This window comes from Microvirga massiliensis (genome assembly GCF_001006805.1).
Classification (GTDB): Bacteria; Pseudomonadota; Alphaproteobacteria; order Rhizobiales; family Beijerinckiaceae; genus Microvirga; species Microvirga massiliensis.
Genome location: NZ_LN811351.1, coordinates 64,883 through 86,489, shown reverse-complemented (window position 1 = coordinate 86,489; position 21,607 = coordinate 64,883). Strand labels below are relative to the sequence as shown.

Below are 21,607 nucleotides of genomic sequence, written 5' to 3'. Positions count from 1 at the left end.
CCGTTCTCAAGCGATTATGAGGCTGCACCCCGGCCTGCCCGCCCCCGCGGACAGAACGTCCCGTCACGCATTTCCAGCCTGGACAGCATGATCGACCGCCGCGTCTTCCTCCATTCCGCTTTTGCTACGGCCGCACTTGCAAGCGCCGGATTTCCAGCCTCTGCATTGGCCCAGGCAGCGCTCAAGCTTGGCGCTCCGGCCGATTTCTCATGGGATGGCCTGCGCAGGCAAGCCCAGGAATCGGCGAGACGCCCCTATTCCCCACCGCCGCGCCCGTCCGCCGAAATCCTCAACCAGATCGACTACGACGCGCACGGCAAGATCCGGTTCAAGCCGGACCTCGCGCTCTGGGCCCATGGCCCGAGCGAATACCCGGTGACCTTCTTCCATCTCGGCCGCTACTTCCAGAAGCCGGTCCGGATGCATGTCGTCGAGGGCGGCCAGGCGCGCGAGATCGTCTATGACAGCGCCTATTTCGACATGCCGTCGGACTCCCCGGCTCATGGGCTCCCGCCCAATTCGGGTTTTGCAGGCTTCCGCTTCCAGGAGGCGCGGAGCGGCCAGCTCGATTGGCGCAAGAACGACTGGGTTGCGTTCTTGGGAGCGTCCTACTTTCGGGCGATCGGCGAACTCTACCAATACGGGCTTTCCGCGCGCGGCGTCGCCGTCGACGTCGCGGTCTTCAACGAGAGCGAGGAGTTCCCGGACTTCACGCATATCTATTTCGAGACGCCGCGGCCCGGCTCCGACACCGTCACGGTCTTTGCCCTGCTCGACGGCGCGAGCATCTCCGGGGCATTCCGGTTCGTCATGCGCCGCGCGGCCGGCGTGACCATGGACATCGATAAGAACCTCTTCCTGCGCGAGGACATTTCCCGGCTCGGAATCGCCCCGCTGACGTCAATGTACTGGTTCTCGGAGAAGGCGAAGCCCACGGCCATCGACTGGCGTCCCGAGGTCCACGATTCGGATGGCCTTGCGATGTGGACGGGAGCCGGAGAGCGGATCTGGCGTCCGCTCAACAATCCACCACGGATCATCACCTCCGCATTCACGGATCAGAATCCCCGCGGCTTCGGGCTTCTCCAGCGAGATCGGAGCTTCGATCACTACCTCGACGGGGTCTATTACGACCGGCGGCCCTCCCTCTGGGTCGAGCCCCAGGGCGAATGGGGTCAGGGCTCGATCCAGCTCGTCGAGATTCCGACCGACGACGAGATCCACGACAATATCGTGGCGATGTGGGTTCCGGCGCAGCCCGCCAGGGCCGGTGACGAGTTCTCCTTCCGCTACCGCATGTACTGGTGGGCGGACGAGCCTTTCCCCACTCCCCTCGCCCGTTGCGTTGCCACGCGTCTCGGCAATGGCGGCCAAGCCGGGACCGTGCGCCCGCGCGGCTGGCGCAAGTTCATGGTCGAGTTCAAGGGCAAGCCGCTCGAGCAGCTGCCGTCAGGTGTCATCCCGGAACCGGTGCTGACGGCCTCGCGGGGAGAATTCCACAATATCCAGACCGAGGCAGTCCCGAACGATGTGCCCGGGCATTGGCGGACCCAGTTCGACCTCGCCGCGACCGGAACGGATCCCGTCGAGCTGCGCTGCTTCCTCCGGAGCGGAGATTCCGTGCTGACGGAGAGCTGGCTCTATCAATACCATCCGACGGGCTGATCGGCGCCCAAGCATCGCCTTGGCCGCGGTCAATGCTCTCTATGCGCTGACCGGTGCTCGCCCTCCGCGAAGGCCTCATGGTGGGCCATGACGAGGCGGGCGGGATCATCTGCGCGCATGAGATCGCCCATGACGGCCACACCGGCCGCACCCATGAGCCGACAATCCCCGGCGCGGCTCGGCGTGATTCCTCCCAGGGCAAGGACCGGGACACCGCATCGCGCGGCGGTCCCGATCGCGCTCACGCCCAGGGCCGGGCCGTATCCCGGCTTGCTGGAACTCGGAAAGATCGGGCTGAGGGTGACGTAATCCGCCCCGGCCTCCGTGGCCCTTTGGACATCGTCCAGCCCGTGAGCAGAGACACCGATCAGGGCGCGCGCGCCGAGCCGACGCCGCGCCGCGCTGACCGACGCCCCCGACGGGAGGTGCACGCCATCCGCCGCCACGCTCGCCGCGAGTTCGATATCACCCCCTACCGTCAGGAAGGCATCGGACGATCGAACGACACCGGACAGGCTCTCGGCGAGGCGGCGTCTTTCGCCCGGATCGAGATCCCGGTCGCGGAACCAGATCCAGCGGCCGCCAGCCGCGCAGATTGCCGCGACGGTCTCCAGGAGCGGCGCACGAGCTTGATGCCGATCGGTGACGACGAGGAGCGGCGCCGGGATGGCGCTCACGATCCGACGAGACCGAGTTGCGGGCTCGAGGGCTCGGCCCGGCTCCGGCGTGGAATGCGCCCGGCGAGATAGGCCAGCCGACCAGCCTCCACGGCATGCCGCATGGCCGAGGCCATGCGGACGGGATCGTCGGCCTTGGCGACGGCCGTGTTCAGGAGGATCGCGGATGCCCCGAGCTCCATGGCCAGCGCGGCATCCGAAGCCGTCCCGATCCCGGCATCGACGATGACCGGCACCGGCGAGCGGCGGCAGATCAGCTCGAGATTGGAGGGATTGGCGATCCCCATGCCCGATCCGATCAGCGATCCCATCGGCATGACGGCCGCAGCCCCGAGATCTGCGAGTCGCTGACAGATGACGGGATCATCGGTGCAGTAGGGCAGCACGACGAAGCCGCGATCGACCAGTTCGCGGGTCGCCTCGAGGAGCTCGGTAACCTCGGGATAGAGCGTTTCCCGGTCGCCGATCACCTCGAGCTTGATCCAATTCGTGCCGAGCGCCTCACGGGCGAGTTCCGCCGTCAGGATCGCATCGCGGGCCGTCTCGCAGCCGGCGGTGTTCGGGAGGAAGCGGTAGCCCGAGAGCAGGCGCACTGTATCGGACCCGTGCCCCTTCAGGGAAATCCGCCGGATCGACACCGTGACGATCTCGCATTCGCTCGCCCGGACGGCATCGGCGAGGACCCGCTGGTTCGGATACCCGGCCGTCCCGAGCAGGAGCCGCGAGGCCAGCCTCTGGCCCGCGATGATGAAATTGTCCTCGCGCATCCTCAGCCTCCTTGCATGGCCCGGATGATCTCGACCCGGTCGCCTTCGCTCAGGCGCGTGGCTGCCCAGTCCGGCTGGCGGACGACCGAACCGTTCAGCGCGATCGCGAAGCCCTGCGGGCCCGGAAGATCGAAACCCTCTGTTTCCACCTGCCACAGCTCCGCAAGGTTGGAAGCATGGCTGTGGCGCTCTTCACCATTGACCGTAAGCCTCATCGGAATCCTCCATGGTTCTCGGCTTGAATTGAGCCTCCCGGTGGGAAGCGATCGAGTGCGAAGCCGGCCGCGGCTCCGGAAGCCTCGCCACGCGTGACGAGTTCCTCCACGGCCTTCGCCGTGATGGGGGCCAGCAGCACGCCATTGCGGTGATGACCGGTCGCGATCAGCAGGCCGTCAAGTGGCGTTGCACCGATGATCGGTGCATCGTCGTCCGAGGTCGGTCGGAAGCCCGTCCAGACGGCCTCCACCTCCATCTCCTCGATCGAGGGCAGAGCCCGGCGTGCACCCTCCAGGAGCGCGTAGAGGCCTCCGGCCGTCACTGCTGCGTCGAAGCCGCGTTCCTCGACGGTCGCGCCGACGATCAGGCGCCCATCGGCCTTCGGGGCGAGATGGACGTCCTCGGTCCAGACGACGTGCGTCAGCGCCGGAAGCCGGGGATCCGTGCGAAGCGCCAGCGCCTGCCCTTTGAGGGGACGAACCGGAACCGTCAGTCCGGCCGGCAGGATATCATCGGTGGCCGTCCAGGCTCCGGTCGCCACCACGACGACGGGCGCCCGGCAGAAGTTGTCGCCGACCTGCACACCCGCGATCCGTCCGCCTGCCTGATCGATCACCGCGGATGCATTCTCGACGAGATCTCCGCCGCTCTTCAGAAGTGCCTGGCGAAGGGCCTGAATGACGCATCTCGGATCGACCTGATGATCCTCAGGGCAGAAGATCCCGGCCGTGACCGCCGGCCGCAGGCCCGGTTCGATGGCGCGTGCCTCCGGACCGCTCACCCAGCGAGCAGACAGACCCGCGCGGGACTGCAGGTCGTGCCGGAACCGCAGCCGCTCGACCTCCTCACGGCCGAGAGCCACGAGAAGCGTTCCCTCGTCGCGATAGTCGATCGGGATTCCGGAGGCGGCCTCGAGATCGTCCCGGAATGTGGGCCATAACCGCTGGCTTTCGAGGCAGAGGGCCAGAAGATCCTCGCCCCCGGGCTCGAGTTCGGCGGCTGCTGCGAGCATCCCCGTCGCGGCGAAGCTCGCTCCGTCGCCGGCCGTGCCGCGATCGAAAACCGCCACCGCCAAGCCGCAGCGAGCAAGACGCCATGCGATGGACAGCCCGATAAGGCCGGCCCCGACGACAGCAACGTCGGCGCTCGCGGGGACGGGCTTCGCCTCGCTGGAATCCGCAAGGCCGGTCACTCTCGGCGGCCTTAGGCGCTCGCCGATGGACAGGGTTTGGAGTGTCGGGAATGGCATTCAGACCTCCACGGGTTCGGCGGGAGATCGGAGTTCCCGGCTCTGTGAACCGCGGGAGGCCTGCGCCTCGGTCCAATCCCTACGCCGGTGCAAACCGGATCAGGTTCGAAGGATTTCCGCGCTGCCGGACGGTCCAGCCCGTCGAGCCCAGCGGTTTCTCAGCCCCTTGTCGGGGATCTCCCTGGAACAGGATCAAGTTGCGTGATCGGGTCGTGCAGGTCAAGAGAGCCCGACAATCTCCCTCAGAGCGGCTATTAAGGCCGTCACAGACCAGCGGACCCGACCAGGAGGGTCCACAGTTCGTTTGCGGCAGAACTTTGCGCATCGTTTGATCGGAAGAGCCTGATCTCAACCTCTATGGCGGCGCGTTCCGGTCCGGCACGGACCAAGCGGGCGCATGCCAAATCGTCTTCGATCAACGTTCGCGGCAACCACGTGACGCCGTGACCCTCCCGCGCCATGCTCATCAGCGTCGCCGCATGATGGGATGTGAAGACGGTTTCCAGGCCGGGGGCTTCGCCCCCTGCGACTTGATGCGCGGCCAAGATCCGGCCGAGCCCCGAGGCTTGGCTATAAGCAAGCAGCCGCGTCCGTCTCTCGCGATCGGTGACGAGCGGCCACACGGGATGACCTTCTGCATCGGGCGCGCTGACTGGGACGAGCGTGTCAGATCCCACCGCAATGCTCTGAAACCGGTCGGGATCGAAACGCGTCGGCGCGCCTGTGTGATAGTGGCAAAGCAGGAAATCGACCTCACCGGCGAGCATGACCTCTTCGCACGCCTCCATGCTGTCCGAGATCAGGTTGAGCGTGCCGAATGCTTCGAGCCGGATGTGCTTACGAATCCAGCCGGGAAAGAAGGTGAAGGAGAGCGCATGCGTCGCCGCAATCGACAGGGACGCCGTTTCGCGTGTGCCGACCGCCCTCGTTTCCCGCTGCGCTCGTCGCAGGGCGCGCAGCAGCTCTTCGGCGAGCGGTCGGAAATGGGCCCCCGCGGGCGTGAGGGTCGCTCCCTGCGCGGTCCGCTGGAAGAGCGATGTCCCCATCCAATCCTCCAAAGCGCGAATGCGCCGGCTGAAAGCGGGCTGAGTGACGTGACGAGCATCCGCAGCGCGCGAGAAGCTTTTCTCGTCCGCCAGCGCCAGAAAATCCCTGAGCCAGTCCAGATCCATGGTGATGCCGCCCGCGCATAAGGGGATCCGAACATGGCATTAGCCAAATTGCACCGTCCAGATCTAAGCGACCCATGGCTCACATTCCTGGGAGACGCCTATGCGCATCATCGACGTTCGCGAGATCACGCAACCGATCGCCTCGCCGATCCGCAATGCCTATATCGACTTTTCGAAGATGACCACGAGCCTCGTCGCCGTTGTCACCGACGTGGTGCGTGACGGACGGCGCGTCGTCGGCTACGGCTTCAACTCCAACGGCCGATACGGCCAGGGCGGTCTTATCCACGAGCGCTTCCGCGACCGCATCCTCGAAGCCCCTCCGGAGAGCCTCCTCGACGAGAACGCCGACAATCTCGACCCGCACAAGATCTGGGCCGCGATGATGACGAACGAAAAGCCCGGCGGCCACGGCGAGCGCTCGGTAGCAGTTGGAACGCTCGACATGGCGGTGTGGGACGCGGTGGCGAAGATCGCCGGCAAGCCGCTCTTCCGCCTCCTGGCCGAACGCAAAGGCCGCGAGGCCAACCCGAAGGTCTTCGTTTATGCGGCTGGCGGCTACTACTATCCCGGCAAGGACGATGCGGCGCTCCGGGCCGAGATGCGCGGCTACCTCGACCGGGGCTACACTGTTGTGAAGATGAAGATCGGCGGCGCGCCCATCGCGGAGGACCGGCGCCGCATCGAGGCAGTGCTCGCCGAGATCGGCTCGGACGCGCAACTCGCGGTCGATGCCAACGGGCGTTTCGATCTTGAGACCGGCATTGCCTATGCCAAGATGCTCCGCGACTACCCTCTGTTCTGGTACGAGGAGGCCGGCGATCCCCTCGACCACGCGCTCCAGGCGGCTCTGTCGGAGTTCTATCCGGGCCCGATGGCTACGGGCGAAAACCTGTTCTCGCACCAGGACGCCCGCAACCTGCTTCGCTACGGCGGGATGCGCCCGGACCGGGACTGGCTGCAGTTCGACTGCGCCCTGTCCTACGGCTTGGTGGAATACCTCCGCACTCTCGACGTACTGGCGCAGTTCGGCTGGTCCCCGAGCCGCTGCATCCCCCATGGAGGGCACCAGATGTCGCTCAACATCGCTGCCGGCCTTGGGCTCGGCGGCAACGAGAGCTATCCTGACCTATTCCAGCCCTATGGCGGCTTCCCGGACAGCGTGCGCGTCGAGGGCGGCCACATTGTCATGCCCGACCTTCCGGGCATTGGGTTCGAGGGGAAATCGGACCTCATCAAGGTCATGCGGCAGCTCGCTGAATGAGACCGTACCTGCGGCGCCACACACGCCGTGGGCTTCACCCGTTCCAGCGACAAGACAGTCGGCGTATCGCATTGATTTTACTACTGTCCTATATCATCCGGCGCTCCCTCGGCGTCTCTCCCTCACCTCACGGGATGTGAGAGACGTCACGGCAAGGCGCATCCGGCGGGAGCATGGTTCTTGATGATGCTCCCACTTTGGCCGTCGTCAGGCGGCAGACCTCTGGAAAGCGCATCGCGCAGGGACTATGAAGGGTCATGAGCCATGAACATCGCCACGGCCAAGTCCGGCACGCGATTGCGTCGGTGCCGACGCTCTCGCTGCTGCGTCTTTCCGCAGCACAGCGGTTCGTCGGCGCCGGAGTGCTGCTCGCGGCTCTGTGGGCCCTCGTTTTTCTCGTGATGGCCTGATGACGATGACCACGGCGATCCGGTTCGACAACGTCACGCTCGGCTATGGGCGCCATCCTGCCGTGCACCACCTCGTGGGGGAAGTCCCGTCCGGCGGCCTGCTCGCCATCGTCGGTCCGAATGGCGCCGGCAAGTCGACGCTCCTGCGCGGAATCGTTGGGACCTTGCAGCCACACGAGGGCTGTATCGAGGTTTCTGGATCGCGGATCGCCTATCTGCCGCAGATCGCCGATCTCGACCGCAGCTTTCCGCTCCCTGTCTACGACCTCGTCGCCATGGGCCTGTGGTCCCATACGGGATTGTTCGGAAGGGTGCAGCGCCGGGATCACGCCCGGATCGAAGAGGCCATTGCTGCCGTCGGCCTGACCGGCTTCGAAGGGCGCCCGATCGGCACCCTCTCGGGGGGGCAGATGCAGCGCGCCCTGTTCGCCCGGCTGCTCCTGCAGGATGCCGAGATCATCCTGCTCGACGAGCCGTTCACGGCGATCGACGCCAAGACTACGGCGGATCTTCTCGATCTCCTGAGACGCTGGCACCGGGAAGCGCGCACCGTCGTCGCGGTGCTCCACGACCTCGAACTCGTGAAGCAGGTGTTCCCGGAAACCCTGCTGATTGCCCGGGAACCGATCGCCTGGGGCGAGACCGGGACGGTCCTCAATTCCCGCAACCTCCTGCGGGCCCGTCGCATGATCGAGGCCCATGATCCGCAGGCGGAGCCTTGTGCCCGCACAGGGACCTGATCGGGCGCGAACGGACCAGCCACCCGTCCTCGATAGAGATCCCGCAGAGCGGCCCTGCGCTCAGGCTGAGACATGTACGACACCTTCATCGCGCCTTTCGCCGAATTCGACTTCATGCAGCGGGCGCTCGTCGGAGTCGTGGCGATAGCCCTCGGGAGCGGTCCCGTCGGCATTTTCCTGATGCTGCGCCGGATGAGCCTGACCGGCGATGCGATCGCCCATGCGATTCTCCCTGGGGCAGCACTCGGCTACCTCGTGGCCGGGCTGTCGCTGCCCGCGATGACGCTCGGCGGTCTCGTCGCAGGCATCGTCGTTGCGGTTGCCGCGGGGCTCGTGGCGCGCCTCACGAGCCTGAAGGAGGATGCATCTCTTGCCGCCTTCTATCTCCTCTCGCTTGCGCTCGGGGTCACCGTCATCTCGGTCCGAGGCTCGAATATCGACCTCCTGCACGTCTTGTTCGGAACCGTCCTGGCCCTCGACGATGCCGCCCTTCTCCTCCTGGCAGGCGTCGCGACCGTCACGCTCCTCGCGCTTGCACTGGTCTACCGGCCGCTGGTCCTCGAATGCGTCGACCCGACCTTTCTGCGCTCCGTCAGCCGGGCCGGGCCTCCGACCCATCTCCTGTTCCTCGGTCTCGTGGTCCTGAACCTCGTTGCCGGCTTCCATGCCCTCGGGACGCTCTTGGCCGTTGGGCTCATGATGCTGCCCGCAATCGCTGCCCGCTTCTGGAGCGCCGATATCACCATCATGATGATCGTAGCGGTCGGGGCAGGCCTCGTGTCCGGCCTCGTCGGCCTCCTCCTGTCCTATCACTTCGAGCTGCCCGCCGGACCGGCCATCATCCTGACCGCCGGCGGGATCTATATCCTGTCGCTGATCATCGGCCCGGCAGGTGGATTGCTTTGGCTCCTGCGGCCGCGCAAACACCTCGAAGCCTGAACCTGGCCGTCAGTGAGATACCATATGAGCGGGAAACGCAACGTTGTAACGTTACTACTGACCACCCTGGCGGCCGTTGTGGCTCTCCCGGCGTCAGCCCAGCCGAGCCGCCTCAAGGTCGTGGCGACGTTCTCGATTCTCGGAGACTTCGTCCGGAAGGTCGGGGGCGATCGGATCGACCTCGTCACCCTCGTGGGGCCGAACGGGGATGCTCACGTCTACTCTCCGACACCGGCCGATGGGCGTCAGCTCGCGGAGGCGAATGTCGTCATTACGAACGGCTTGGGCTTCGAGGGTTGGATCAGCCGGCTCGTCACGGCTTCGGGAACGAAGGCTAGAATAGTCGATGCCGCGGCCAGGGTGAAAACTCTATCGAGCGGTCATGTTCACGGACATCGACATGGCCACGGGCAGGCGAGCATCGATCCACACGCGTGGCAGGACGTCAGCAATGCGAAGATCTACGTCGCGAACATCCGTGACGCGCTCGCAACTGCCGATCCCGAGAGCCGGCCCGTCTTCGAGGCAAATGCCGAACGCTATCTCGACGAACTCGACGCGCTCGATGCTGAAGTCCGGACGACGATTGCCGCGATTCCCGCCGATCGGCGACGCATCATCACCTCCCACGAAGCCTTCGCCTATTTCGAGAACGCCTACGGGCTCGATTTCGTCTCGCCGCAGGGCGTCTCGACGGAATCGGAAGCCTCCGCCAGGGACGTCGCCCGGATTATCCAGCAGATCCGCCGCGAGAAGATCGGCGCGGTCTTCGTGGAGAACATCTCGGACCGGCGGCTCATTGCGCGGATCGCGGACGAGACCGGCGCGAAAATCGGCGAGAGGCTTTATTCGGATGCTCTGTCGGAGCCCGGCGGGCCGGCACCGACCTATATCGACATGATTCGCCACAATATCCGGGCGATCGCCCAGGCGCTCGCTTCCTGAGCCTTAAAGTCATCTATCGGGCATCAGCTTTCTTGGGACCGCTCTCCTCATGGCAGAAGGCCACCGCCTTCCGGCCCTTGACGGTAATGGCATAGGTTGCGGTCACCCTCCCCTCGTGGGGCTCGTCGCGGGTGGCCAGCAACTCGAGATAGCCCCCGCTCTCGAGCTTGCGCAAAAGGCGGAGTTCGTCGGGCCAACTCCCCTGCCGCGCGCGGATGATCCTGACCTGCCCCTCGCAGTGCTCGGAGGCCTCCCTCAAGAGGCGCAGCATCCCGGGGCTCAAGCGCAGCGGGTCGTGCTCGCATTCCGGTGCCGAAGCCGGAGCCCGTATCTCCTCGGGGTCTGTCGTTTGGTTCAACGAAGGACGCCCCCTCTCGTCGGAATAAGCGGACCTACGATCCGGGTTGTGGAAGCGATAACGGCCCACGGCACCCTCACACCATCAAATCCAAGGAAGCTCTGCGGAGTCTGAACGTGGACGAGCATGCTTTGTCATGCACACCCGCCGCACGCCCGGAATTCGGGAAAAGCTGATCGTGCGCCTCGGGGCTGCGGCCAACACCGAGAAAGAGCTGCTTCAGATCCGGTCTCCTGCGGCGAACTTCCAGCACTGCCTACTGGTCTCCACGCCTTGCCCTGCGCTTCCACAGGGTCGTTCGCGAGATTCCCAGTCGTTTGGCCGCGTCACCGACCCGGCCCTGCGAGAGCGCCAATGCCCGCTCGATCTGCTCGGCCTCGGCTTGCCTTCTCACGTCCGCCAGCGTCTCGGCAGACAGCTCGTCCAGGGTCATCTCCGGGAAGATGTCACCCGGTTCCAAGATATCGGCACGGGCGAGCACGCTGGCCCGCTCCAGGCGATTGCGCAGCTCCCGGACATTGCCCGGCCAGTCATGATGCAGCAGCGCGGCCCGCGCCTCCGGCGAGAGCTTTTGCGCCGTTCGTCCTCGGCGAGCGGCAGCCTCATGCAGCAGCCGCATCGCGAGCGGCTCCACTTCGTCCATCCGCTCGCGCAGCGGCGGCATCCTGACCTCCACAACCGAGAGTCGGTAGTATAGATCATCGCGGAACTTGCGTTCCGCCCGCATCCGGTCGAGTTCCGCATTAGTTGCGGCCACGATGCGGCCCGCAAAGCTGTGTTCCTTGCGCGAACCGATCGGACGGAAGCGCCCGTCCTGAAGCACCCGCAACAGCGCCACCTGAAGCCTTGTGTCCAACTCGCCGATCTCATCGAGGAACAACGTGCCACCTCTTGCCTCCTCGAAATAACCGACATGCGCTTGCGCTGCGCCGGTGAACGCTCCGCGTTCATGGCCGAAGAACTGACTCTCCAGAAGCTCGCGAGGGATGGCGCCGCAATTGACTGCCACGAATGGTCCGGCCGAATGGGGTGAGGATCCGTGCAGGTAGCGCGCAGCAACCTCCTTCCCCGTGCCCGTCTCGCCCGTGATCAGCACCGGGAGATCGGTGTCGGCAACGCGACGCAACTGCTCGGCGATCACCTCGGTGGTCGGCGACAGCGCGAACTCCACCGCTCCCGGTCCACTCGCTCGTTCCGCCCTGTGCGCGACACGGGCGCGAATGCGTTCGACCAGATCGTCGACGTCATAAGGCTTGGTCAGGTAGTCGTCCGCCCCGGCCTTCACCAACCGCACGGCCTGATCGATCTCTCCGAACGCCGTTGCGAACAGGATGGGCGTTTCCCCTAGGTAGATCTGCGATCTCCGATAGAGATCCTCGCCGGAGCCGTCGGGAAGGACGATGTCCGACAGCACGAAGTCAGGGCGCTGTCGCTTCAACGCGCTGATCGCTTCCGCACAGTTTTGGGCCCAATCGACGTCGAATCCCTCGAGCTTCAATCTTTGAGCGAGCGCGCCGCCAAAGATCGTATCGTCCTCGACAATGAGAACTGTTGCGGCCCGCTCGCTCATGAGGATGCGTCCTCCTGGAACGGGAGGCGTAACGTGATGCTAGTGCCGAGGCCCGGCTTCGACTCGATTGCCACTCGCCCTCGCAGACGCTCGACCAGGCGGATCAAGACGGCAACGCCCAACCCTGGCACGTCGTCGATGGCTTTCCCGGTCTCGAGGGCACGCGCCATTCCCGGGCTCAATCCGCTTCCTTGATCGCGAACATTGACGACCAACTCCGCATCGCCAACGGTAGCGCTCATCGTCACCGCCCCTCCCTTGGTCGAAGCGCGCACGGCATTCAGGAGCAGGTTCAGCAGGATTTGGCGAACCTCCAGGGCGGCTACGGGAATCTCGTCCGGAATGCCGAGATCGGCGACGACCGAGACGTCGCGCGATCTGCCGTCCGCCTCGACGAGCAGGACGAGATCCCTGAAATCCTGTCGCGAAAGCCGCCGCCAGCCGGGGCGTGAGCGATGGCTTTCCAGCGTCGCGTCGACCACTTCCTCGAGCGCACGCACGCCACGCTCGAGAAACCCGACGGCCTCATCCCGCGTGTCGGGGCGATCGCCGAAGCGCCTCAAGGTACTGATCGCGGTTTTCATGCCCCCCAGGGGATTACGGACTTCGTGAGCGATCGTCGCCGCGAGGCGGCCGAGCACGGCATCCCGCTGTTGGTCGGCAAGGTGGGACAGGAGGCCTTCCCGCTCGTGAGTGGCATGGGCCATAGCATTGAACGCATGAAACATCCGCTCGGCCTGTAGATCGCCTGCGGGCATCTCGCTCTCCTCCATGGGGCGGAGCATCCCGAGCGCGGCCTGGTAAAGATGGCGTGCGATTGCCGTCATCGGCTGCTGGATACGCCTGACCATGAAGTGGCCGAGGACCGCGCAGAGGCCACTGAACGCAAGGTCAATCAACAGCAGGAGCCAACGCAGCAGGTTGCGTTCCTCGTCGAAAGCCCGTGTATCGAGATTTGCTGCGACGATCCCGTACCTGGTAGGCCCGTCGTCGAGCTCGCGCCAGATCCAGATGCCGCCGTCGGAATGAGTCATGCCGCTGTCCGTCCGGCCCACGTCGGCCGGCATTGCCGCATCGTCCGCGGCGTCCGGTCTGCTGACGTCAACCACCAGATCCCGGGCGGGATCGAGGAACACCAGCCGCCGGTCTACGACACCCTGGTGGAACGCCAGCGCCTGGTGCAGCACTCCGTGGATGGCGGCCCCGTCGGCCCCGGAGATATGGGGCAGAAGAGCGGCGGAAAGCCCGTCGAGGTAGACTTGGCCGAGGGTCTCGACCTGTTGATCGGCGAGCCGCCCCATAAGGACGATTGCGGTCTGGGTCGAGGCAACAGCCGCGACAAAGATCATGCCGGCGGCAGCCAGCGGCAGCCTTAACGTGACCGGCAGTCTGAAGGCCAGGGTCTGCACGAAGGGACTCTCCACGCGCTCATACGGGACGGAGAGTTACAGCCTCATGGCGTGAGCTCAACCGAAGATCACGATGGGGACTTCATCCAGGCGCGGGCGAGCGGCCATTCTGGCCCGGTTGATCCAGCCGGCGTGACCCTCATTCCCGAAGATCACGACCTGGGATGCAGCAATCCGGCCGGCCGTCGCGACGCCGCGCTCCTCCTCGAAGCTCCGCCTCAGGCCATGCGCGATCGCACGTGCCTCCCGCAGGTCATCTTGTGCGGCATTGTCGTCGGGCATCAGGCGTACGGCTGCCTGGGGCCAGGGATCGAGCATGAGCAGCCACTTCCAGGTGCGGTCGCTGTGGCGGGATCCGTCGTGAACGAAGCTGATCCTGCGCACCTCCGACGGTGCCCCGGAAACGCCGATTAACGGCCAGATGCCGCGACGCACGAGATGCGGGAGCGGCTCGATTCCTGCGTCGGAGACGCCGTGATCGAACCACCCGCGGCGGCCCACCATCACGAGGCTGTCCGGACTTTGTTGGCCGGAGAGTATCTTTGCAGGATCGCCCTCCTCCATAGCAACCGTGAAAGGAATCCCGGCAGCACCCGCAGCCTGCTCGAACCTCTGGACGGCCTCGGCCAGAGCGTGACGTGCCTTTTCGATCAGGCTGCTGCGAAGCTGGGCCGCGTAGTAGCCACCGCCGATCGGCACCGGGCCCACATTGCTCAACCGCTTGGTATCGATGATCGCAAGCCCGACCAGCTCCGCCCTATGTGTCTTCGCCAACGCAACTGCGTGGCCGATCGCAGCATCCGTGTCCGGCCCACTGGCCAAGGCAACCACAATCCTCGCGATCGTCCCTCTCTCTCGTTCTCGGTCATAGTGACGATCCCAGCCCGTCTTGGTCATGGCGGTAGGCCACTCGAACTGGCCCCGCTCCAATTCTCCCTCGAGTTGATCACGCAAGGTCCCGCCCCAGAGCGGTACTCCGGCGACATAGCCGGCGCGCGCAAGCAGGTGACCTGTGACCGGAGTGGTGAGCAGGAGGAACACGATCGCAATTGCGATCTTCATCCATATGACCGGTGACGGATAGGCAAATCCCACCCCGATCAGGACAAGACCGCAGCCCACGACGCCCGCCTTCGTCGCGGCATGCATACGCATGAAGAAATCCGGAAGTTGCAGCAATCCGATGGCGGCGATCAGGCAGATTACAGCACCGCCGACCAGGAAGAATGGAGCAAACCAGGCCGCCATCATCTCTCCTCCTCGTTAATCGATCCGCGCTCGATGAATCCCGCGAAGGCTACGGTCGCGAGGAACCCTACGAGTGCAACGCCAAGAGCGATGTCGATGAATGCGGTATCGCCGGACACCAGGGCCGCAATCCCTGCCGCTGCCACGCCGAGCAGACTCAGCATGTCGAGGGCAACGACACGGTCCGGTGCGCCAGGCCCGCGAATGATGCTAATGGCGGCGCACACCATCGCGGTCAGCAACAGCACGGCCGAAACCGCCATGCCCGCCACTTGGACGGCCACCCCGCTCATGGGAGCACCTCCTTTACGCTGCTCTCGAACCCGCTCTTGATCTGCCGGATACTCTCATCGGAGGCGTTCATCACATGGACGTAGAGGGTCGACCGGTCCTGGCTGACATGCAGGCTGGTGGTGCCGGGCGTCAGCGTGATCATGTTCGCAAGCAAGGTGATGCCTTCGTCACTCCTGAGATCGAGGGGAACCGCGACGATCGCGGAGCGGATCGGACGTCGCGGCTGCAACACCGTCGCCGCCACGTCCTTGACCGAGAGGATGAGTTCCCGGAAGAAGAGCGCGGCCAAGCGGATCCAGGCACCTGCTGCCGCTGCGAATGGTCTCATGGCCGTACCTCCGCCACACGTTCGGTTGTCGAAGACTCGCTAAAGACCGCGTTGATGTACGCCGTCTTGTCGAGCATCTGTTCGCCAGCCCGCATCGAAAAGTCGACGAACGGCTCCGCGAAGAGGCCGATGGTGATCGTTATGGCCGCCAGTGCGATGATCGGGCCGAGCATGGCCAGCCGCACCGGTCTGTCGGAGCGCCAGGCACGCATGGCAATGTCCTGGCCTTCAGGCGCAGCCTTCCAGAAGGCCTCGTTCCAGATCTTCAGCATCGAATAAAGCGTCAGAAGTCCGACCACGAGACCGGTGGCGGCGAGGATTCCATGTCCTGCATTCAGGCTCGCCTTGATCACCACGAACTTCGACCAGAAGCCGGAAAGCGGTGGCAGCCCGGCCAGCGACAATGCCGGAATGAGGAAAAGAACGCCCAGGAATGGAAGGTGGCGGTAGAGCCCGCCAATCTCCTTCAGGTCAAAGGAGCCGCCCGCCCGGTTGATCGTGCCGGCGATCAGGAACAGGTTCGCCTTCACGATGATGTGGTGGATCACGTAGAGGATCGCACCGCCTACCGCCGGCGGCGTGGCGACGGCCACGCCGAGCAGCATGTAGCCGATCTGGCTGATGATGTGGAACGAGAGGATGCGGCGGATGTCGAAATGCGCTGCCGCGCCCAGGACGCCCGTCACCATCGTCACGGCCGCGACCGCACCGATTACTGGCCCCGTGACTCCTGCATCCCCATCGAACAGGAGCGTGAAGCTTCGCATGATCGCGTAGACACCGACCTTGGTGAGCAGTGCGGCGAAGATCGCGGCGACCGGAGCCGATGCCGTGTGATAGGCAGCCGGCAGCCAGAAGAAGAGCGGGAATGCCGCTGCCTTGGCGCCGAAGGCGACCAGGAACAGGACGGCGATCGTCGTGACCAGGCCCTGGTTCTCGAGGGTCGGTAGAACCCGAGCCAGATCGGCCATGTTGAGGGTTCCGGAGACACCGTAGAGAAACGCCACGACGATCAGGAACAGCGTCGTCGCGAGGAGATTCAGCGTCACGTACTTGACGCCGGCATCGAGCTGCGCTCGCGTGCCGCCGAGTGTCAGAAGCCCGAACGAAGCGATCAGCATCACCTCGAACCAGACGTAAAGATTGAAGATGTCGCCGGTCAGGAATGCGCCAGTCACTCCAAGCAACAGTCCCTGATAGAGCGGATGGAAGAAGGCCTGCTCGCGTGCCTGTGCGCCGTCGACCATTCCGTGGATATTGACGGCGACTGCCATAAGTCCGGTGATCAGCACCATGGCAGCCGCGAACATGTCGGCGACGAACGTGATGCCGAACGGTGCCGACCATGCGCCGAACTGCGTCGCGAGCACCGTCCCATCACGAACTGACGCCAGCAGGGCGATGGACGCCAGGAGCAGCCCCAGGCTCGCCAGCAGACTGACGGCGCGCTGTGCAAGCGGACGGCTCCACAGCATGGCGCACAGCGCGATGCCACCGAGCGGAAATGCGATCGGTGCGGTGAGCAGCAGATGAGCGTTCATTATGCCAGCTCCCGCAACGGGATGGGCACTCTTCTCTCGGGTTCTGCCACACTGTCTTCGCGCGGCTCGGCCTCGCGCATGGCCTCCGTATCGACCGTCCCGAGGCGACGGTTCGCACTCTCGAAGAGGACGGCGGTGAAGGCCACCAACGCGAACGAGATGACGATCGCCGTTAGGATGAGGGCCTGCGGCAGCGGATTGGCGCTCGCTGCGATCGTTATCCCGCCATCCGGGACGAGAGGCGGGATGCGCGTGCCGATCCTTCCCGACAGGAAGATCGCCATATTGGCGGCGTTGCCGAGGACAAGCAGCCCCAGCACGATCCTGAGCACGTTGCGCGACAGGATCAGGTAGGCCGAGACCGACACCATAATCCCGAAGGCGAGAGCGAAGGCGGGCTCCAACTCAGTTCTCCAAGTAGTAGGACAGGAAGGTCAGGACGGAGCCGATGACCGCGAGATAGACGCCGGTGTCGAAGATGAGCGTCGTGCTGATCGCGATCCCGCCGGGAAACGCCCACTGATGCGTGAGGAACGGCTCGGCCATGAGGAGGGCTGGCAGCCCGGAGATCAGCGCGAGGGAGAGACCGGTTCCGATGATCGCCTTCGGAGAGACGCGCAGGAGCGACATGAGCGCATCTCCGCCGCGTGGCAGCGCGTGGACCGCCAGCCCCGCCGCCGCGATCAGCCCTCCGATGAAGCCGCCGCCGGGCTCGTTGTGCCCTCGAAGGAGCACGTAGATGGAGAAGATCAGGGCAGTCGGCAGGACCGCCCGGCTGGTCGTTCGCAGGATGAGGGAGTTCATGATGGCCGTCCTTCCGTCTTGCGCCTCAATCCGACGATCACGGCGGCAGCCGCGATTGCCGCGAGCCCGAGCACGGTGATCTCGCCCAGCGTGTCGAGGGCGCGGAAATCCACGATGATGACGTTGACGAGGTTGCGCCCGTGTGCCTGCGGGACGCTCGCCTGCCGAAAGAAGTCGGAGAGCCTCTCGTCGAAGGGTTGCGCCAGAACGCTCAGGAGCACGAGCGTCGCCACCAGGCCGGTGCCGATCGCTATGGCAGCATCACGCAGGCGCTCGTCTCGGCTTCGGTAGTCCCGCTCGCGGAACGGCAGGCGGCCGACAATGGCGAGCAGGATGACGATGGCGAGGGCTTCCACCGAGAACTGGGTGAACGCAAGATCCGGAGCACCATTGAACAGGAAGACCAGGGCGATGGCGAAACCGACCATGCCGGCGGCCACGATTCCGGACACGAAATTGCGTGCGCCGGTGACGGCCAGGGCCGATGCCGCCAGCAGGACGACGAGCACGAGATCGGGCGCCAGACTTCCCGAGAAGGAGGGCAGCGCCCATCCATCTCGCAGGAAGAGCATCGCGGCCCCGGCCAGCGCGGTGACCGTGAGTGTATGGCCGGCATAAGTCCGCAGGCTTCCCGATTGGATCACCCCGGTTTGCCAGCGCGCGAGGCGCTGCAGCGCGTCCATGCCTCGGTCGTAGAGCCGATCCGGTCCCCAGAGATCGATCTGCACGACGCCCGCAAGTGCCGCCCGCATGCCATCCCACCGCCGGAACATGAGCACGCCCAAGACGAGGGTGAGCACGCTCAAGGCGATCATCGGCGTGAAGCCGTGCCAGAGCGAGAGCCTGTACTCGATCGGGTGGCCCGCAATCGCGCTCGCGGCCGGCACCACGAGGCTGCCGCTGGCCAGCCAGGGTGCGATGCCGAAGGTGAGTCCCAGCAGCGCCAGCGCCACCGGGCCTGCCAGCATGGCAGCCCCTGGGTCGTGCGGAGCCTTCGGGGTTGGCGCGGCTCCGCCGAGGAAACAGCGCACCGTCACGATGCCGGCGACCACCACCATGACGACGTTGGCGAGGAGCGCCACACCTACAACCAGCCACGATGCGGAGGCGCCAAGGCTCGTCTCGTAGACGAGTTCCTTCGCCGCGAAGCCGATGAAGGGCGGCAGCCCCGCCATGGAGAGCCCGCCGAGCAGGGCCGCTGCAGCCGTGACCGGCATGGAGTGACGCAGGCCGCCGAGCGCGGAGCTGTCACGCGTGCCGGTCTCGTGATCGATGATGCCCGCGACGAGAAACAGGCAGGCCCTGTAGAGCGCGTGGACGGTCAGGAAGGTGACGACGGCCATGGCCGACAGGTCGCCGGGAATGCCGATCATCAGCACCATCGTCCCGAGCGAGACGATCGTGGAATAGGCGAGAACACGCTTAAGGTCCGTCTCGCGCAGTGCCAGCACCGCGCCCACCAGCATGGTCGCGGCTCCGAAGGTCATGAGCAGAGGGACCCAGAGCCCGTGTCCCTCGAAGACGGGACTCAGGCGCGCCAGCAGGTAGACGCCGAGTTTCACCATGGTCGCCGAATGCAGGAAGGCCGACACTGGCGTCGGCGCAACCATGGCATTGGCCAGCCATGAATGGAGCGGCGCCTGCGCCGACTTGGCGAACGCGCCCGCGGCGATCAGGACGATGATGACCGACGCGAGCGGGTGCGCGGCGATGACGTCGCCCCGTGCGAGGATTTGAGAGATCGAGAATGTGCCGGCCGCATGGCCGAGGAGAATGACCCCGGCCAGCATCGCCAGCCCACCCGCGAATGTGACCAGGAAGCCCTGCTGCGCCGCCCGGCGCGATTCAGCCTGCTCGGGTGAAAATCCGATCAGCAGGAAGGAGGTCAGGCTGGTGAGTTCCCAGAACACGACGAGGAGGACGAGATCGTCGGCCAGCACGGCACCGAGCATCGATCCCATAAAGAGGGTCAGCACGACGTAGAAGCGGGCCAGACGTTCGTAGCCCCGCAGGTAGGACGAGGCGTAGAGGAAGACTGCCGCCCCAATCCCGCTGATCAACAACGCGAACAGCAGCGACAGGCCATCCGCCCGGAACGAGGCCGCGACGCCGAGGCTCGGAATCCAGGCGTGCGCCTCCTGGACGACTGCCCAGGCACTGACTGCGGGCAGCAACGTGCAGAACCCCAGGAACAGCAACCCGGGCACGACCGCCACCAGTGGCGATGAGCGTCGGCCTAGCCATCCCACCAGGGGTGCAGCGACAAAGCAGAAGGCGACTAACGCAAGGAGGACCATCAACGGAGGCTTTCGTCATTCGACAAGCCCCTAGAAATTTTCGTGCCAGTTCATGCCCGGGAGGCAATCAGGCCGGGAAACACTGGAATTCGGCCCATTTCCGCGCAGCGCGCTCCGCACCTGCACATGACGATGTTCACGAAAGTGAACGGCCCCGGGCAGCGGTGTTCACGAAGTTGAACGGATGTCCGATCGAAGGACTCCGGGTCGACGCTGGTCCATGGAGGCATGCTTCATCGGGTCTCACCGGGGCCTCGCCCCAATGGCGGATGCGCGACGCGATCCGACCCGGCGCGTCCGCGGCACTCAGGCCTTGTGGATCACGCCTCCCTTCCTGGATCCGGGCGGGGGGATCTCGCGGGGCGCGACGCGCAACACGGCCCATCCCGCCAGGCCGGCGATCAGCGAACCGCTCAGAATGCCGATCTTCGCCTCCTCCTGGAGCAGCGGGTCCTCCGCGAAGGCGAGCATGTCGATGAACAGGCTCATCGTGAAGCCGATCCCGCACAGCAGCGCGATGCCCAGGAACTGGAGCTTGCCGGCCCCCATGGGGACATCCGCGAGGCCCAGACGGATGACCAGATAGCCGCTCCCGAACACGCCGATGAGCTTGCCGAAGACGAGCCCCATCGCCACGCCGAGCGTGAGGGGGTTGAACAGCACGTCTGCCGTCACCCCCGCGAACGACACGCCGGCATTCGCGAGGCCGAAGAGCGGGATGATGAGAAACGCCACCCCGTTGTGCAGCCCGTGCTCGAGCCGGTGCAGGGGCGAGCCCGCCAGGTCGTCGGGGCGGGCGGGCGACCGACGCAAGGGGATCGTCAGGGCCAGGACCACCCCGGCAATGGTCGCGTGCACCCCCGAGCGCAGCACGAAGAACCAGAGCACGAGGCCAAGCAGCAGATAGGGCCAGAGCCACACGACGCCGCTCCGGTTCATCACCACGAGGGCGGCCACCACGGCGGCCGCGCTCCCGAGGGCGAGCCGCGACAGATCCCCCGTGTAGAACAGGGCGATGATCACCACCGCCCCGAGGTCGTCGATGATCGCCAGGGCGGTCAGGAACACCTTGAGCGAGACCGGCACCCGCGAGCCGAGCAGGGACAGAACCCCGAGCGCGAAGGCGATGTCGGTGGCGGTGGGAATGGCCCAGCCCCGCAGGGTGGCCGGATCGCTCCGGTTGAAGGCCACATAGATCAAGGCCGGCACGAGCATGCCGCCGAGCGCCGCGACCCCGGGCAGGATGCGCCGCGGCCAGGTGGAGAGCTGCCCGTCCAGGACCTCGCGCTTGATCTCGAGCCCGACGAGCAGGAAGAACACCGCCATCAGGGCATCGTTGATCCAGTGCAGGACGCTGAGGCCGAACACCTCGGTCTCGAGCAGGCCGAAATAGGCCGGGGCCAGCGGCGAGTTCGCAACAACCAGGGCCAGGGCGGCCGCCGCCATCAGCACCAGACCGCCCGAGGCCTCGTTGTCGAGGAATCTACGAAGGACCGAAGGCGGCGGGCGGTGGGCGGGAGCATCCATGTGAAAAGGCGACCTCAGCGGGGCAAAAGCCCCTGAAATCATCGTGGATCGGGATTTGTTCGGTCCGTGGGCGACGGCGCTGTCAGGCGGCCATGAGGCCTATCCGGAGGCCCAGCAGATCCTGCGCGCGCACGAGCGCCTCGTCGAAGGAGAGGATTTCGACCGTCGCGTCCCGCGCCAGGTGCTC

The 21,607-nt window shown here is 65.5% G+C and carries 22 protein-coding genes; 6 read left to right on the top strand and 16 right to left on the bottom strand.

What is annotated here, in order from left to right:
• Positions 1-87: 87 nt before the first annotated feature.
• Complete coding sequence (locus BN1233_RS05570; protein ID WP_046862582.1) at positions 88-1,665, top strand: OpgD/OpgG family glucan biosynthesis protein; 1,578 nt, start codon at positions 88-90, stop codon at positions 1,663-1,665.
• Positions 1,666-1,694: 29 nt separating this feature from the next.
• Here BN1233_RS05570 and BN1233_RS05565 read toward each other — a convergent pair whose 3' ends face one another.
• The 5 genes from BN1233_RS05565 to BN1233_RS05545 form a co-directional block, all read right to left on the bottom strand.
• Positions 1,695-2,342 carry a thiamine phosphate synthase gene (locus BN1233_RS05565; protein WP_046862581.1) on the bottom strand — a complete coding sequence of 216 codons (648 nt, stop codon included), beginning with the start codon at positions 2,340-2,342 and terminating at the stop codon, positions 1,695-1,697.
• A complete protein-coding gene (thiG, locus tag BN1233_RS05560; protein ID WP_046862580.1) occupies positions 2,339-3,109 on the bottom strand; it encodes a thiazole synthase in 771 nt (256 codons plus the stop codon). The genes BN1233_RS05565 and thiG overlap by 4 nt, the downstream gene beginning before the upstream one ends.
• Positions 3,110-3,111: 2 nt before the next feature.
• Entirely contained in the window at positions 3,112-3,324 is a 213-nt protein-coding gene (gene thiS / locus BN1233_RS05555) for a sulfur carrier protein ThiS (protein ID WP_046862579.1), read from the bottom strand.
• Positions 3,321-4,574, bottom strand: a complete 1,254-nt coding sequence (gene thiO, locus BN1233_RS05550; protein ID WP_082145207.1) for a glycine oxidase ThiO — start codon at positions 4,572-4,574, stop codon at positions 3,321-3,323. Before thiO ends, thiS begins: the two co-directional genes overlap by 4 nt.
• Before the next feature lie 263 nt (positions 4,575-4,837).
• A complete protein-coding gene (locus tag BN1233_RS05545; protein WP_046862578.1) occupies positions 4,838-5,746 on the bottom strand; it encodes a LysR family transcriptional regulator in 909 nt (302 codons plus the stop codon).
• 100 nt (positions 5,747-5,846) lie between these two features.
• Between BN1233_RS05545 and BN1233_RS05540 the strand changes: the two genes are divergently transcribed.
• The 5 genes from BN1233_RS05540 (at position 5,847) to BN1233_RS05525 (ending at position 10,044) form a co-directional block, all read left to right on the top strand.
• Positions 5,847-7,010, top strand: a complete 1,164-nt coding sequence (locus BN1233_RS05540; protein ID WP_046862577.1) for a mandelate racemase/muconate lactonizing enzyme family protein — start codon at positions 5,847-5,849, stop codon at positions 7,008-7,010.
• 257 nt (positions 7,011-7,267) lie between these two features.
• Positions 7,268-7,420, top strand: coding sequence for a hypothetical protein (locus BN1233_RS46625; RefSeq protein WP_154678251.1), 153 nt, complete (start codon positions 7,268-7,270; stop codon positions 7,418-7,420).
• 5 nt (positions 7,421-7,425) lie between these two features.
• Positions 7,426-8,160: a zinc ABC transporter ATP-binding protein AztA gene (aztA, locus tag BN1233_RS05535; protein ID WP_046863099.1), complete on the top strand. Its 735-nt coding sequence runs from the start codon at positions 7,426-7,428 to the stop codon at positions 8,158-8,160.
• A gap of 72 nt (positions 8,161-8,232) precedes the next feature.
• A complete protein-coding gene (locus tag BN1233_RS05530; RefSeq protein WP_046862576.1) occupies positions 8,233-9,099 on the top strand; it encodes a metal ABC transporter permease in 867 nt (288 codons plus the stop codon).
• A gap of 24 nt (positions 9,100-9,123) precedes the next feature.
• Positions 9,124-10,044: a metal ABC transporter substrate-binding protein gene (locus tag BN1233_RS05525; protein WP_046862575.1), complete on the top strand. Its 921-nt coding sequence runs from the start codon at positions 9,124-9,126 to the stop codon at positions 10,042-10,044.
• A 13-nt stretch (positions 10,045-10,057) separates the two neighbouring features.
• Here BN1233_RS05525 and BN1233_RS05520 read toward each other — a convergent pair whose 3' ends face one another.
• From BN1233_RS05520 to nhaA, 11 genes are all read right to left on the bottom strand, one after another.
• Positions 10,058-10,402, bottom strand: coding sequence for a hypothetical protein (locus tag BN1233_RS05520; RefSeq protein ID WP_147707001.1), 345 nt, complete (start codon positions 10,400-10,402; stop codon positions 10,058-10,060).
• 256 nt (positions 10,403-10,658) lie between these two features.
• On the bottom strand, positions 10,659-11,972 hold the full coding sequence (locus BN1233_RS05515; RefSeq protein WP_046862573.1) for a sigma-54-dependent transcriptional regulator: 1,314 nt from the start codon (positions 11,970-11,972) through the stop codon (positions 10,659-10,661).
• A complete protein-coding gene (locus BN1233_RS05510) occupies positions 11,969-13,381 on the bottom strand; it encodes a sensor histidine kinase (RefSeq protein WP_048709405.1) in 1,413 nt (470 codons plus the stop codon). Before BN1233_RS05510 ends, BN1233_RS05515 begins: the two co-directional genes overlap by 4 nt.
• A 57-nt stretch (positions 13,382-13,438) precedes the next feature.
• The gene (mnhG, locus tag BN1233_RS42610) at positions 13,439-14,632 is read right to left on the bottom strand and encodes a monovalent cation/H(+) antiporter subunit G (protein ID WP_082145206.1); all 1,194 of its coding nucleotides are present in this window, start codon (positions 14,630-14,632) and stop codon (positions 13,439-13,441) included.
• Entirely contained in the window at positions 14,629-14,922 is a 294-nt protein-coding gene (locus tag BN1233_RS05500) for an MrpF/PhaF family protein (RefSeq protein ID WP_046862571.1), read from the bottom strand. The genes mnhG and BN1233_RS05500 overlap by 4 nt, the downstream gene beginning before the upstream one ends.
• On the bottom strand, positions 14,919-15,251 hold the full coding sequence (locus tag BN1233_RS05495; RefSeq protein ID WP_046862570.1) for a Na+/H+ antiporter subunit E: 333 nt from the start codon (positions 15,249-15,251) through the stop codon (positions 14,919-14,921). Before BN1233_RS05495 ends, BN1233_RS05500 begins: the two co-directional genes overlap by 4 nt.
• A complete protein-coding gene (locus BN1233_RS05490; RefSeq protein WP_046862569.1) occupies positions 15,248-16,792 on the bottom strand; it encodes a Na+/H+ antiporter subunit D in 1,545 nt (514 codons plus the stop codon). Before BN1233_RS05490 ends, BN1233_RS05495 begins: the two co-directional genes overlap by 4 nt.
• Positions 16,792-17,196, bottom strand: coding sequence for an NADH-quinone oxidoreductase subunit K (locus tag BN1233_RS05485; RefSeq protein WP_046862568.1), 405 nt, complete (start codon positions 17,194-17,196; stop codon positions 16,792-16,794). Before BN1233_RS05485 ends, BN1233_RS05490 begins: the two co-directional genes overlap by 1 nt.
• A gap of 1 nt (position 17,197) precedes the next feature.
• Complete coding sequence (locus tag BN1233_RS05480) at positions 17,198-17,596, bottom strand: MnhB domain-containing protein (RefSeq protein ID WP_046862567.1); 399 nt, start codon at positions 17,594-17,596, stop codon at positions 17,198-17,200.
• Positions 17,593-19,803 carry a hydrogen gas-evolving membrane-bound hydrogenase subunit E gene (mbhE, locus tag BN1233_RS05475; protein WP_197094615.1) on the bottom strand — a complete coding sequence of 737 codons (2,211 nt, stop codon included), beginning with the start codon at positions 19,801-19,803 and terminating at the stop codon, positions 17,593-17,595. Before mbhE ends, BN1233_RS05480 begins: the two co-directional genes overlap by 4 nt.
• A gap of 396 nt (positions 19,804-20,199) precedes the next feature.
• Positions 20,200-21,420, bottom strand: a complete 1,221-nt coding sequence (gene nhaA, locus BN1233_RS05470; protein ID WP_046862565.1) for a Na+/H+ antiporter NhaA — start codon at positions 21,418-21,420, stop codon at positions 20,200-20,202.
• Positions 21,421-21,607: the final 187 nt, after the last annotated feature.

Bases quoted from the DNA above. Each gene is read 5' to 3' on its own strand.
- BN1233_RS05570 (WP_046862582.1), top strand. From the start codon at position 88: ATGATCGACCGCCGCGTCTTCCTCCATTCCGCTTTTGCTACGGCCGCA.
- thiG (WP_046862580.1), bottom strand. From the start codon at position 3,109: ATGCGCGAGGACAATTTCATCATCGCGGGCCAGAGGCTGGCCTCGCGG.
- thiS (WP_046862579.1), bottom strand. From the start codon at position 3,324: ATGAGGCTTACGGTCAATGGTGAAGAGCGCCACAGCCATGCTTCCAAC.
- thiO (WP_082145207.1), bottom strand. From the start codon at position 4,574: ATGCCATTCCCGACACTCCAAACCCTGTCCATCGGCGAGCGCCTAAGG.
- BN1233_RS05545 (WP_046862578.1), bottom strand. From the start codon at position 5,746: ATGGATCTGGACTGGCTCAGGGATTTTCTGGCGCTGGCGGACGAGAAA.
- BN1233_RS05540 (WP_046862577.1), top strand. From the start codon at position 5,847: ATGCGCATCATCGACGTTCGCGAGATCACGCAACCGATCGCCTCGCCG.
- BN1233_RS46625 (WP_154678251.1), top strand. From the start codon at position 7,268: ATGAGCCATGAACATCGCCACGGCCAAGTCCGGCACGCGATTGCGTCG.
- aztA (WP_046863099.1), top strand. From the start codon at position 7,426: ATGACCACGGCGATCCGGTTCGACAACGTCACGCTCGGCTATGGGCGC.
- BN1233_RS05530 (WP_046862576.1), top strand. From the start codon at position 8,233: ATGTACGACACCTTCATCGCGCCTTTCGCCGAATTCGACTTCATGCAG.
- BN1233_RS05525 (WP_046862575.1), top strand. From the start codon at position 9,124: ATGAGCGGGAAACGCAACGTTGTAACGTTACTACTGACCACCCTGGCG.
- BN1233_RS05515 (WP_046862573.1), bottom strand. From the start codon at position 11,972: ATGAGCGAGCGGGCCGCAACAGTTCTCATTGTCGAGGACGATACGATC.
- mnhG (WP_082145206.1), bottom strand. From the start codon at position 14,632: ATGATGGCGGCCTGGTTTGCTCCATTCTTCCTGGTCGGCGGTGCTGTA.
- BN1233_RS05500 (WP_046862571.1), bottom strand. From the start codon at position 14,922: ATGAGCGGGGTGGCCGTCCAAGTGGCGGGCATGGCGGTTTCGGCCGTG.
- BN1233_RS05495 (WP_046862570.1), bottom strand. From the start codon at position 15,251: ATGAGACCATTCGCAGCGGCAGCAGGTGCCTGGATCCGCTTGGCCGCG.
- BN1233_RS05490 (WP_046862569.1), bottom strand. From the start codon at position 16,792: ATGAACGCTCATCTGCTGCTCACCGCACCGATCGCATTTCCGCTCGGT.
- BN1233_RS05480 (WP_046862567.1), bottom strand. From the start codon at position 17,596: ATGAACTCCCTCATCCTGCGAACGACCAGCCGGGCGGTCCTGCCGACT.
- nhaA (WP_046862565.1), bottom strand. From the start codon at position 21,420: ATGGATGCTCCCGCCCACCGCCCGCCGCCTTCGGTCCTTCGTAGATTC.